The sequence below is a fragment of the Idiomarina sp. UBA4520 genome (genome assembly GCF_002388365.1).
In the GTDB taxonomy this organism is placed as follows: domain Bacteria; phylum Pseudomonadota; class Gammaproteobacteria; order Enterobacterales; family Alteromonadaceae; genus Idiomarina; species Idiomarina zobellii.
On record NZ_DGMK01000015.1, the window covers coordinates 93038 to 104923 of the forward strand.

Annotated in this window: 13 protein-coding genes and 2 tRNA genes; all 15 read left to right on the plus strand. The window is 47.1% G+C overall.

The features are described 5' to 3' along the window. Positions 1 to 47: 47 nt before the first annotated feature. The 15 genes from aspS (at position 48) to nadA (ending at position 11839) form a co-directional block, all read left to right on the plus strand. The gene (gene aspS / locus B3850_RS07540) at positions 48 to 1817 is read left to right on the plus strand and encodes an aspartate--tRNA ligase (RefSeq protein ID WP_286871545.1); all 1770 of its coding nucleotides are present in this window, start codon (positions 48 to 50) and stop codon (positions 1815 to 1817) included. A gap of 34 nt (positions 1818 to 1851) precedes the next feature. Next, positions 1852 to 2601 carry a YebC/PmpR family DNA-binding transcriptional regulator gene (locus B3850_RS07545; protein ID WP_286871547.1) on the plus strand — a complete coding sequence of 250 codons (750 nt, stop codon included), beginning with the start codon at positions 1852 to 1854 and terminating at the stop codon, positions 2599 to 2601. Positions 2602 to 2607: 6 nt separating this feature from the next. Further along, entirely contained in the window at positions 2608 to 3144 is a 537-nt protein-coding gene (gene ruvC / locus B3850_RS07550; protein ID WP_053952921.1) for a crossover junction endodeoxyribonuclease RuvC, read from the plus strand. A gap of 21 nt (positions 3145 to 3165) precedes the next feature. Continuing rightward, a complete protein-coding gene (gene ruvA, locus B3850_RS07555) occupies positions 3166 to 3783 on the plus strand; it encodes a Holliday junction branch migration protein RuvA (RefSeq protein ID WP_286871551.1) in 618 nt (205 codons plus the stop codon). Between the two features lie 9 nt (positions 3784 to 3792). Next, complete coding sequence (gene ruvB, locus B3850_RS07560; RefSeq protein WP_126752719.1) at positions 3793 to 4812, plus strand: Holliday junction branch migration DNA helicase RuvB; 1020 nt, start codon at positions 3793 to 3795, stop codon at positions 4810 to 4812. Between the two features lie 398 nt (positions 4813 to 5210). Continuing rightward, positions 5211 to 5621: a tol-pal system-associated acyl-CoA thioesterase gene (gene ybgC / locus B3850_RS07565; protein WP_053952918.1), complete on the plus strand. Its 411-nt coding sequence runs from the start codon at positions 5211 to 5213 to the stop codon at positions 5619 to 5621. Positions 5622 to 5624: 3 nt separating this feature from the next. Next, positions 5625 to 6335 (plus strand): protein TolQ, encoded by a 711-nt coding sequence (gene tolQ, locus B3850_RS07570; protein WP_053952917.1) that lies wholly within the window; start codon positions 5625 to 5627, stop codon positions 6333 to 6335. After that, complete coding sequence (tolR, locus tag B3850_RS07575; protein ID WP_053952916.1) at positions 6332 to 6760, plus strand: protein TolR; 429 nt, start codon at positions 6332 to 6334, stop codon at positions 6758 to 6760. Before tolQ ends, tolR begins: the two co-directional genes overlap by 4 nt. A gap of 2 nt (positions 6761 to 6762) precedes the next feature. Then, the gene (gene tolA / locus B3850_RS07580; protein WP_273268193.1) at positions 6763 to 7659 is read left to right on the plus strand and encodes a cell envelope integrity protein TolA; all 897 of its coding nucleotides are present in this window, start codon (positions 6763 to 6765) and stop codon (positions 7657 to 7659) included. A gap of 12 nt (positions 7660 to 7671) precedes the next feature. Beyond that, positions 7672 to 9021, plus strand: a complete 1350-nt coding sequence (tolB, locus tag B3850_RS07585) for a Tol-Pal system beta propeller repeat protein TolB (protein WP_058579480.1) — start codon at positions 7672 to 7674, stop codon at positions 9019 to 9021. A gap of 47 nt (positions 9022 to 9068) precedes the next feature. Beyond that, entirely contained in the window at positions 9069 to 9605 is a 537-nt protein-coding gene (gene pal / locus B3850_RS07590; RefSeq protein WP_286871566.1) for a peptidoglycan-associated lipoprotein Pal, read from the plus strand. Positions 9606 to 9628: 23 nt separating this feature from the next. Beyond that, entirely contained in the window at positions 9629 to 10387 is a 759-nt protein-coding gene (ybgF, locus tag B3850_RS07595; RefSeq protein ID WP_058579478.1) for a tol-pal system protein YbgF, read from the plus strand. 134 nt (positions 10388 to 10521) lie between these two features. Beyond that, positions 10522 to 10597, plus strand: a tRNA-Lys gene (locus B3850_RS07600). A 29-nt stretch (positions 10598 to 10626) separates the two neighbouring features. Next, a tRNA-Lys gene (locus tag B3850_RS07605) sits at positions 10627 to 10702 on the plus strand. Positions 10703 to 10798: 96 nt separating this feature from the next. Further along, on the plus strand, positions 10799 to 11839 hold the full coding sequence (gene nadA / locus B3850_RS07610) for a quinolinate synthase NadA (RefSeq protein ID WP_286871569.1): 1041 nt from the start codon (positions 10799 to 10801) through the stop codon (positions 11837 to 11839). The last annotated feature ends 47 nt before the right edge of the window (positions 11840 to 11886 follow it).

Sequence of the window (11886 nt, forward strand, 5' to 3'; positions counted from 1 at the left end):
ATGTAGCGCTTCACTTTTAACGAATTCGTCGGTAGTAGGAAAAGTACATGCGCACGCATTATTGTGGACAAGTAAACGCAGAACTCGCAGAGCAACAAGTTACTTTATGTGGCTGGGTTAATAAACGTCGTGACTTAGGCGGCCTGATTTTCATCGATTTACGCGACAGAGAAGGTCTTATTCAGGTTGTTTTTGACCCAGACCAAAAAGCGTTGTTCGAGCAGGCTGAGAAGTTACGTCAGGAATTCTGTGTACAAATTACCGGCACAGTAAACCGTCGCCCTGAAAGCCAGGTAAACGCCAGCATGAAGACGGGAGAAGTTGAGCTGCTGGCTTCTGAACTTAATATTTTAAGCCGCTCTGAGCCGCTGCCTATCGACTTTAACAGCCAGGTCAGTGAAGAAGCGCGTTTGCGTTATCGCTATCTGGACCTGCGCCGTCCGCAAATGAACGAAAAGCTTCAATTCCGCGCTAAAGTTACTAGTGCAGTAAGACGCTTTCTGGACGACAACGGTTTCCTGGATATAGAAACTCCAATGTTAACGCGTGCCACTCCGGAAGGAGCGCGTGATTATTTAGTGCCAAGCCGTACACATAAAGGTCGTTTTTTCGCGTTACCACAAAGCCCGCAATTGTTTAAGCAACTGCTGATGATGTCGGGTTTTGACCGTTACTACCAAATTGTAAAATGCTTCCGCGACGAAGACTTACGTGCTGACCGCCAGCCTGAATTTACTCAAATCGATATCGAAACCTCTTTCATGACCGCTGAACAAGTTATGGAAGTGACTGAAAATATGACTCGTGAGTTGTTCGACAAGTTACTGGGAATTGAGCTGGGAGAGTTCCCGAGCATGACCTGGCATGAAGCCATGAAGCGTTATGGTTCAGACAAGCCAGATTTACGTAACCCATTAGAGTTAGTAGACGTCGCGGACTTATTAAAAGACGTTGAGTTTAAAGTGTTCTCAGGTCCGGCGAATGATGAAAAAGGGCGTGTAGCTGTGATTCGTCTGCCAGGCCGGGCGGAAAATGTGTCGCGTAAAATGATTGATGAATACACCAATTTTGTGGGTATTTACGGCGCGAAAGGCCTTGCCTGGATAAAAGTGAACGATTTGGCTCAAGGCCGCGATGGCTTGCAGTCGCCAATTTTGAAATTCCTGCCAGACGATGCATTGAACGCAATTCTTGAACGTACAGAAGCCGCTACTGGTGACATTTTGTTCTTTGGCTCAGACAAAGCCAACACTGTTGCTGAAGCTATGGGCGCACTGCGGCTTAAGTTGGGTGAGGATTTTGGTCTTGTCAGTGACGAGTGGAAACCGTTGTGGGTTGTCGACTTCCCAATGTTCGAAGAAGACGATGACGGCTCGCTAGCGGCCTTGCACCACCCGTTTACAGCACCCGTTAATGTAACACCGGACGAGTTACGCGCTAACCCGGCTCAGGCACTGTCTAATGCTTACGATATGGTTTTAAACGGTGTTGAAGTCGGCGGTGGTTCAACACGTATTTTCGAAAACGAAATGCAGCAAGCCGTATTTGAAGTTCTGGGCATTGGTAAAGAAGAAGCACAAGAGAAGTTTGGTTTCTTGCTTGAGGCGCTCAAGTACGGTACTCCTCCGCACGCAGGTTTGGCTTTCGGCTTGGACCGACTGGTGATGTTGATGGTGGGAGCGAACTCAATTCGTGACGTTATTGCATTCCCGAAAACCACCACCGCAGCTTGCGTGCTAACGGACGCTCCAGGGTTAGCCAACCCCGAAGCGCTTAATGAACTTGGCGTTAAGAGCACCGTCGAAGACAAAGAGTAAACACATTCAACGATTAAACTTTGTGGGGTGAAACATGGCAGGTCACTCGAAGTGGTCGAACATAAAGCACCGAAAGGCCGCGCAGGATGCTAAGCGCGGCAAAATTTTCACAAAATTGATTCGCGAAATTAACGTCGCCGCCCGTGAAGGCGGTGGCGATCCTGAAACGAATCCGCGTCTGCGCGCAGCTATCGACAAAGCGCTGTCCAATAACATGAAGCGAGACACCATCGATACCGCAATAAAGCGCGGCACCGGTGAGATGGAAGGAGACAACGTTGAAGAGCTGACCTACGAGGGTTATGGTCCTAATGGCGTGGCCATTCTTTTAGAATGCATGACGGACAACAAAAACCGGACAGTGTCTGAAGTGCGTTATGCCTTCAGTAAGCACGGCGGAAACTTAGGTACAGATGGTTCGGTGGCTTACTTATTCAATAAAATGGGTGTCATTAGCTACGGAACGGACGTTACCGAAGAAGACGTTATGGAGCCAGCACTTGAAGCGGGTGCTGAGGACATCGTGAAGTATCCGGGAAGCGGTCTGGATGTTATGACGTCACCGGAAAACTTTGGTCCTGTGAAAGATGCCCTAGACGCCAAAGGACTGGAAGCGTCCAACGCGGAAGTGACTCAGGTGCCAGACACCAAAGTTGACTTGGACGAAGACAGTGCGCGTTCATTTTTGAAATTGCTGGACGCACTGGAAGACTTAGACGACGTTCAGAACGTTTACCATAATGCTGATATCTCTGATGACGTATTGGCGAAGTTGGACGATTAAGGAATTATGAGCGTCATATTAGGTATTGACCCGGGCTCACGGTTAACCGGATATGGCGTTATTCAAAAACATGGCCGTAAATTTCACTATTTAGGCAGTGGTTGCATTCGCGCGACAGGAACGTCGGCAAAACCACTGTCGCTCGCCGAAAAACTACGGCTGATTCATGACAGTGTCAGCGAGTTAATCACTCAGTTTAGCCCTACCGAATTTGCTATTGAACAAGTGTTTATGGCGAAAAACCCTGACTCAGCCTTGAAGCTGGGGCAAGCGCGAGGCGCTGCCATAGTAGCTGCGGCAAGAGCCGGGCTGCCAGTGGCTGAGTATTCGGCGCGCCAGATAAAACAAGCCGTTGTCGGTAACGGCGGTGCAGAAAAAGAACAGGTACAACATATGGTCGTCGCGCTGCTTAATTTACAAAAGACACCGCAAGCCGATGCAGCTGACGCGTTGGCGGTAGCACTATGCCACGCGCAAAGCGCAGAAAGCCTGCTGAAAATGTCAGGGGCAGCGAGGAAAACCGTTCGCGGTAGGCTACGTTAATTTAATAGGGAGAAAGCCGTTGTGATAGGACAAATTCAAGGCACATTGTTAGCCAAACAGCCACCGGAAGTATTGGTCGATGTGAATGGCGTCGGGTATGAGGTGCAATTACCCATGACCTGCTTTTACGACTTGCCTGCGACAGGACAGCCCGTAACTCTGGTAACGCACTTTGTTGTCCGTGAAGATGCACAACTCTTGTATGGCTTTAACTCATTGTCGGAGCGCTCACTGTTCCGATTATTAATTAAAACTCAAGGTGTGGGACCAAAGCTGGCGCTGGGTATTTTATCGGGCATGTCTGCGGACGAGTTCGTGTTTGCAGTGAATCAGAATGACGTGAGCCGCTTAGTGAAACTGCCAGGTGTTGGCAAGAAAACTGCGGAGCGTTTAGTCATTGAAATGCGCGACCGACTGAAAGACTGGAACTCAGCAGCGCCGTTTACTGATGCTATGCCGGTGGATAATAAAGGCGGTGATGCTCGTATCCACCCCGCTGATACTCGCTCTGATGCCGTTAGTGCTCTGGTTGCACTTGGGTACAAAGAAAATCAGGCTGAAAAAGCCATTCAGAAAGTGTACTCTGCAGAACATAGCAGTGAAGTTCTGATACGACTAGCGCTAAAAGAGCTGTCTTAAGGTAAAACAATGATAGAAGCCGACCACATTCCAACTGACCGAATTGTTGAAGCCGATGTGCAGGGCGACGATGAAGCCATAGATCGTGCTATTCGCCCGAAGAAGCTCGATGAGTATACCGGGCAGAAGCATGTTGTTGAGCAAATGGCGATTTTCATTGAGGCGGCACGAAAAAGACAGGAAGCGCTCGATCATCTGCTGATTTTTGGTCCTCCGGGTCTTGGTAAAACCACCCTGGCAAATATTGTAGCTAATGAGCTGGACGTCAATATTAAAACCACTTCAGGGCCGGTTCTGGAAAAAGCGGGCGACTTAGCCGCACTATTAACGAACTTAGATGAGCACGATGTTTTGTTTATTGACGAAATTCATCGTTTGAGCCCAGTTGTTGAAGAGATTTTGTATCCGGCCATGGAAGACTACCAGTTGGATATCATGATAGGAGAAGGGCCGGCTGCGCGTTCAATAAAGCTGGACTTACCGCCTTTCACTTTAGTTGGGGCAACCACCCGCGCCGGAGCCTTAACCTCTCCATTGCGTGACCGTTTTGGCATTGTGCAAAGACTAGAATTTTATGATGTAGAAGAGTTAACCGATATTGTGTCGCGTTCCGCTCATTTTATGAACGTGACAATGAAAGAGGGCGGCGCCAAAGAAATTGCACGACGCTCGCGAGGAACGCCGCGTATTGCAAATCGCTTGTTACGTCGGGTAAGAGACTATGCAGAAGTTAAAGGTAACGGCGAAATCGATCAGGAAACCGCAAATGCAGCATTAACTATGGTCGATGTTGATCATGCCGGCTTTGACTACATGGACCGTAAGCTTTTATTAGCCATTATGGAGAAGTTTATGGGCGGTCCTGTGGGGCTTGATAACCTTGCAGCGGCTATTGGCGAAGAAAAAGACACCATTGAAGATGTGCTTGAGCCTTACCTTATTCAGCAGGGCTTTTTGCAAAGAACACCGAGAGGCCGTTTAGCCACTCCAAGAGCGTATCAGCACTTTGGATTAAAACCTGAGAAATAGGCAAAAAAAAGCCCGCACAAAAGTACGGGCAAATAGAACAACAAGAAGGAAGTTAAATCCAGGGAACAATCTTCAAACAATCTAAGAAGAAGTGACAACCAATCTCTTCGTCTCTGATATGTGGGGTATTATAAGTATAATATGCGCTTGATCAAACAAGAAAAATTGCTTTCTCGCATAAGAAAAACTAATCCGTTATAAGGTGAAGTTGTTCAAAAAAAGCTCAACAAAATTATAACAAAAACAAAAAGAGCAATTAAAACAAAGAGTTTTTGTTTTTATGTTTCAGTTCTGTCATAAAAAAAACTCTGCTGATAATTTAACCAGCGATACTTTTGGCGGTCTCTTTACAAATTATTACATTACGGTAACTTTTCAGAACTTTACCCGAGGTGCTAATGTCTCACTATCAGTTTGAATGGCCTATCCGCGTGTACTACGAGGATACAGATGCAGGTGGTATTGTTTATTACGCCAATTATCTCAAATTCCTTGAGCGGGCCAGGACGGAGTGGTTACGCTCATTAGGGATTGAACAGGACACTTGGTTGGCTCACAATATAGCCTTTGTTGTACGTAAGGTTGAGCTTGATTTAAAAAAGGCAGCCCGATTCAACGAAGAGCTAACAGTAACTGTCGACGTTATAAAAAAGAAAAAGGCGTCGTTAATGTTTGAACAGAATGTTTTGGGAAAAGATGGCAGTGTTCATTGCTCGGCAGTTGTTACTGCTGCATGTGTTGATAACTCAGTAATGAAACCTGTTGCTATTCCGGCATCTATTTTATCGCGTATTGAGACAGAGGTTTAGAGCGTGCAAGCAGAGCTATCGTTTATTGATTTATTTTTGCAGGCCAGCTTATTGGTAAAGCTGGTTATGATCATCCTTCTCGCTATGTCTGTTTGGGGCTGGGTACTGATATTCCAACGTCGGAAAGTACTTAACCAAGCGCAAAAAGACGCGTTAAAGTTTGAAGATCGCTTTTGGTCGGGTGTGGATTTAGCCCGTCTTTATCAGGAGATATCTGCGCGTGCAAAAAATGCTCGTGGCATGGAGTTAATGTTTCATGCTGGATTTAAAGAGTTTGCAAGGCTTCGTAACCAGTCCGCCGGGAGCAACCAATCAATGCTTGAAGGGGCGTTCCGTGCGATGCGTGTTGCTCACGCCCGTGAAATGGAGAAGCTAGATAGCCATTTGGGTACGCTGGCAACCATTGGTTCTATTAGCCCTTATATCGGCCTTTTCGGTACCGTATGGGGTATTATGAATGCGTTTATCGCGTTAGGGGCCGTGCAGCAGGCGACACTGGCGATGGTCGCTCCGGGTATCGCCGAAGCACTTATCGCAACCGCGCTGGGCTTATTTGCTGCGATACCGGCGGTTATTGCGTTTAACCGTTTTACGACCCGCGCGGAGAAAATTGATGGTCAATACATGAACTTTATTGACGAATTTACTTCTATCTTACAGCGTCAGGCACTGGCGAAGTCATCTAAAGAAAAAGTGGAAGGTGAGTCACTATGATGGTCATGCCGCGCAAACGGCGTAAGCCGGTTGCTGAGATAAACGTGGTGCCATACATCGATGTGATGCTCGTTCTTCTTATTATTTTTATGGTAACGGCGCCATTAATTACTCAAGGGGTAAAGGTAGACTTACCAAAAGCGACGGCAGAGCCATTGTCTGAAGACAGTAAGCCCCCGTTGGTTGCCTCTGTTGATGCCGAAGGCCGCTATTACCTGAACCAGGGTGATAGCCAAGACACGCCAATGCAGGCGGATGAGCTTGCGACTTTAGTGGCGGCGCATTTGCAAGTCGAGCCTGATACGCCCGTTATGGTGAACGGTGATGGTGCGGTATCTTATAACCAAATTGTTCAATTGATGGTGCTATTGCAAAGAGCTGGTGTACCATCGGTTGGGTTAATGACAGATTCGTCGGAAGAGTAGTTGTGGATAAATCGGAGAGCTTAACGTTACCGCTCATATATTCTATAGCAATACACGCTGTTATAGCGGGTGTATTGCTTATTAGTTTTGAGTTTACGCCATCAACACCAGAAGCGATGGAAGTTAACTTGAACCAAAGCGACATTGAACCTGCGGAAGAAATTGTCAGTGCAGTTTCCGTTGATAAAGCTAAGGTGCAGGAACAAGTCGATAGAATGAAGCGACAAAAAGCCGAAGCAGAGGCTGCTGAGCAGCGCCGAATTGAACGTTTAGAGCGCCGAGCTGAGGAAGCACGTAAAGCTCGAGAGCGCGAAGAGCAACGTCAAAAAGAGATTGAACGTCAGCAAGAAATTGAACGCCAGGAAGCGGCTCAAGCGCGTAAAGAAGCTGAGCAGGCAAAGAAAGAAGCGCAGCGTTTAGCCGAAGAGAGAGCTAAGGCTGAAGCGGCGGCTAAAGAGGCTGAGCGTCGCAAGAAAGAAGCGGAAGAAGCTGAACGCAGAGCCGCAGAAGAGAGACGTAAACGCGAAGAAGCTGAGCGCCGGGCAGCTGAGCGAGAAGCACAATTGAAAAAAGAAATGGAAGAAGAGCGAGCTCGCCGTCAGGCAGCAAGACGTCAACAAGTGTTGAGTGAAGTTGAAAAGTATCAGGCATTAATACGGCAGACCATTCAACGTAACTGGACAGTTGACGACTCCATGCAAGGAAAGTCATGTGAGTTAACCATTAGCGTTGCGCCAAGTGGATTTGTTAAATCGGTAGATACCGGTAACGGTGATGCCAGTGTGTGTCGCTCAGCGCGTAATGCTGTTTTAAAAGCAAATACGCTACCGGTGTCGGAAGATCCGGAAATTTACCAGCAGATGAGTACAATCAAATTGACTGTTAAGCCACAGTTGTAATTAAGGTGACCAATGAGAAAAATCGTATTTCAAGCCCTGGCTCTGCTATTTGTTGTGATGAGCTCTGCCCGTGCAGGTGTGTTAGAAATTGTCATTACCGAAGGTATCGATACCGCACGACCTATTGCTGTGGTTCCTTTTGAGTGGAAAGGAGAAGGGCAGCCACCAGGAAATTTAACTGAGGTTATTGCTGCCGACTTAAGACGAAGCGGCCGATTTAACCCGATTCCGACAACAGCAATGCCCCAACGTCCGACTAAAGACGGCGATATTGACTACTCTGCCTGGGCGAAGATGGGCGTTGAAGCGGTGTTGGTCGGGTCCGTAGAACCGTACTCTGTTGACCGTTATATGGTTAAGTTTGAGTTGGTTGATGTATTGCGCGGGCAAATTACCGGTGGTAACGCTCAAATGTTGCGCGATGGTGAATTAGTGCAGAGTAATGACCACGTACTGGATTCACGTTCAAGTGTCATAGATGGGGATCAGTTCCGTAGCTACTCTCACCGTATCTCCGATGTTGTTTATGAAGCACTGACCGGTGAAAAAGGCGCGTTCATGACCAAGATTGCTTATGTGACGGTGAACCATGACGACCGTTACCCCTATAAACTTGCCGTAGCTGATTACGACGGCGCTAATGAAAAGATCTTGCTGCGCAGTCCTGAGCCGCTGATGTCTCCGTCTTGGTCACCAGACGGTAACAAGTTGGCTTACGTGAGTTTTGAAAATAAAACTGCAGAGATCTTCATGCAGGATATTTATACGACGCGCCGTGAAAAGCTAACGTCATTCCCGGGCATAAATGGTAACCCGGTGTTTTCACCGGATGGTTCAAAATTAGCGATGGTGCTCTCAAAAGATGGCAACCCGGAACTCTATGTTTTCGATATAAAAACGAAAAGCTTGCAACGAGTTACGCGGAATCGTACGATTGATACAGAACCGAGTTGGACACCAGACGGAAAGTCGCTAGTATTTACGTCTGAACGTGGTGGCAGACCTCAGCTTTACAGTGTAGAGCTGTCTTCTGGTCAGGTTCGGCGTTTAACGTTCGAAGGTGAACAGAACTTAGGTGGTACGGTAGCACCGTCTGGTGAAAACATGATTCTGGTAAACCGTACCAGAGGGAACTATCATATAGCTAAGCAGGAGTTCCCACGAGGAACAATGCAGGTTTTAACAAAAACGTCTTTGGATGAGTCACCAAGTATCGCGCCGAATGGCAGTATGGTGATATACAGTACAACGCATAATAACAAGCAAGTACTGGCATTGGTCTCTACCGATGGACGTTTTAAAGCAAGGTTACCGGCTTCTGATGGGGAAGTGAAATCTCCCTCTTGGTCGCCATTTATGTAAATAGCCTGAATGGTTGAATGTTCGATTAAACGATAAGGACGAAAAGGATGCAGCTTAATAAACTTTTTAAAGCTCTGGCAATCGTTGTACCAATGGCAACTCTGGCCGCTTGTAGCTCAAACCAGGAAACCGATTCAGGTGCGGGCGCAGGTCAGGAAACGAATCAACAAGCAGAGCAAGACTCTGGTGTTGAGGTTGGTGCAGCAGAGCGTCAAAAAACTCTTGAAGAACAGCGTCAAGAAAAAATGGAAGCATTGCGCAAAGAACACATTGTTTACTTTGCTTTCGATAAATCAAACGTACAATCTGAGTACGCTGAGCTATTAGCAGCACATGCTGATTACTTAGTTAAAAACCCGTCAGTGAAGGTTGTTATCGAAGGCCATGCTGATGAGCGCGGTACACCTGAATACAACATTGCACTTGGCGAGCGCCGTGCACAAGCGGTTGAAGACTACCTGCACAACTTAGGTGTTCAGGACTCTCAGACTTCTACCGTATCTTACGGTGAAGAGAAGCCTTTAGTTGATGCGTCAACTGAAAGTGCATACGCGAAGAACCGTCGTGCGGTTTTAGTGTACTAATCCCAGACTTAAACGGGTAGTTCATGAAAAAAACGCTGTTAGCTGTCAGTTTGTTAGTGCCTGGGCTTGCATTAGCCCAGGCGCCTGTTTCAGGTTTGTCTTCTTCAGGTGATGTTGAGAAACGCCTAGAACAAATTGAGCGTATGCTCGAAGCTCGTTCTAGTGCGCAACTTAACATGATGGATCAACTTAATTCTGTGCAACAAGACGTTGCAGAATTAAGAGGTATAACTGAAGAGCACGCCTACCAATTGGAACAACTTTTACAACGCCAGCGCGAGCTGTATCAGGAAATTGATCGTCGCTTTAGCCAGCTAAAGGACAACAATAGCCAGAGTAATAATGCTGGCTCGGGTTATTCCGATATGCAGCAGGTACCAACGCAAACTGATAGCAGCAGTTATTCAGCGAGCTTGAGCGAAAATGACGCCTATGACAAAGCCATTGCTTTGGTTTTGGAAGACAAGCGTTATGACGCTGCCATTCCGGCTTTCCAGTCCTTCCTGGAGAGCTTTCCTAACTCTACTTACGTGCCAAACGCCCATTACTGGCTGGGACAGCTTTATTTTGCTCAGCAAGAGTATGATAAGGCCGAACAGCAGTTCATGACGGTAGTTGAAGACTATCCGGATAGTAATAAGCGTGGCGACTGTTTATTGAAGCTTGGTGCTATCGCAAATGACCAAGGTAATACTGCTGATGCTAAGCGCTATTACGAAAAAGTTATTAGCGAGTATCCAGACAGTACTGAAGCAAATTTAGCCAAGCAGAGACTGAATTAACTAACACGAGCGCAACATGTGTTCGTGAATTAATCAGTCAGACAGTTTTTTTCAATTTTAAGTTGCATAAGCGCGTTATTTCAGTAAACTATGCCGCCGTTGCCAAGCAGAACTGGTAACGAATAGTTAGCGTTGGGTTGTTAGCTCAGTTGGTAGAGCAGTTGACTTTTAATCAATTGGTCGCAGGTTCGAATCCTGCACAACCCACCACTCGCTAACGCTAAGAAAATCAGAAATATGGGTTGTTAGCTCAGTTGGTAGAGCAGTTGACTTTTAATCAATTGGTCGCAGGTTCGAATCCTGCACAACCCACCATTTCCTCTTTCTGATAACTTAACTACAACCCCCTCTTGAATTCGATTATACTAGCCGCCACGTTATACAGAACACTTGGACATAAGCTGTAATACCATGACTGAGATTCAAACGCTGGATACCCTTGATTACCGGTTTCCGCCAAAACCTAAGCCTTTGACGCCTGAAGAAAAGCAGGAAACTGTCGCGCGTATAAAAGAGCTCTTAAAAGAGAAAGACGCAGTGTTAGTGGCTCACTACTATACTGACCCTGACATTCAGGCTCTGGCTGAAGAAACAGGCGGCTGTGTTGCTGACTCTTTGGAAATGGCGCGCTTTGGTCGTGACCATCCGGCGAAGAAGCTAATTGTTGCCGGTGTTCGCTTCATGGGAGAGACAGCAAAAATACTCACGCCTAATAAACAGGTGTTAATGCCGACCCTCGATGCCGAATGCTCTTTGGATTTAGGTTGTCCTCCAGATAAGTTTGCGGAGTTTTGTGACCAACACCCTGACCGGACCGTTGTGGTTTATGCAAATACCTCAGCAGCGGTTAAAGCACGTGCTGACTGGGTAGTAACATCCAGTATGGCACTAGAGCTGGTTGATCATCTCGATGCGAAAGGCGAAAAAATACTATGGGCACCCGATAAACATTTAGGCGGTTATATTGCCCGTGAAACAGGTGCAGACATGCTGTTATGGCAGGGCGCTTGTGTTGTACACGACGAGTTTAAAGCGAAAGCTCTAAACGACATGAAAGCGTTACACCCTGACGCAGCCATTCTGGTTCACCCAGAGTCGCCTGAAAACATTGTTGCAATGGCCGATGCTGTCGGTTCAACCTCGCAGCTCATAAAAGCCAGCCAGGAGCTTCCGAACGACACCTTTATTGTGGCTACCGACAAAGGCATTTTTTATAAAATGCAGCAGTTGCAGCCGAATAAGACGTTTATTGAAGCACCTACCGCTGGTAATGGTGCAACCTGTCGAAGCTGCGCACATTGTCCCTGGATGGCAATGAACGGCCTTAAAGCCATAGAGCAAGCGCTAGAAACCGGTGGCAAAGAGCATGAAATTCATGTTGACCCGGAACTCGGTAAGCAAGCTATGGTGCCTCTTGATAGAATGCTGGCCTTTGCCACCACGCTGAAATAACCCCAAAGGCCTCAATCCGAGGCCTTTTTTTGTTTGCCCAGCGAAGC

Bases quoted from the DNA above. Each gene is read 5' to 3' on its own strand.
- aspS (WP_286871545.1), top strand. From the start codon at position 48: ATGCGCACGCATTATTGTGGACAAGTAAACGCAGAACTCGCAGAGCAA.
- B3850_RS07545 (WP_286871547.1), top strand. From the start codon at position 1,852: ATGGCAGGTCACTCGAAGTGGTCGAACATAAAGCACCGAAAGGCCGCG.
- ruvC (WP_053952921.1), top strand. From the start codon at position 2,608: ATGAGCGTCATATTAGGTATTGACCCGGGCTCACGGTTAACCGGATAT.
- ruvB (WP_126752719.1), top strand. From the start codon at position 3,793: ATGATAGAAGCCGACCACATTCCAACTGACCGAATTGTTGAAGCCGAT.
- ybgC (WP_053952918.1), top strand. From the start codon at position 5,211: ATGTCTCACTATCAGTTTGAATGGCCTATCCGCGTGTACTACGAGGAT.
- tolR (WP_053952916.1), top strand. From the start codon at position 6,332: ATGATGGTCATGCCGCGCAAACGGCGTAAGCCGGTTGCTGAGATAAAC.
- tolB (WP_058579480.1), top strand. From the start codon at position 7,672: ATGAGAAAAATCGTATTTCAAGCCCTGGCTCTGCTATTTGTTGTGATG.
- pal (WP_286871566.1), top strand. From the start codon at position 9,069: ATGCAGCTTAATAAACTTTTTAAAGCTCTGGCAATCGTTGTACCAATG.
- ybgF (WP_058579478.1), top strand. From the start codon at position 9,629: ATGAAAAAAACGCTGTTAGCTGTCAGTTTGTTAGTGCCTGGGCTTGCA.
- nadA (WP_286871569.1), top strand. From the start codon at position 10,799: ATGACTGAGATTCAAACGCTGGATACCCTTGATTACCGGTTTCCGCCA.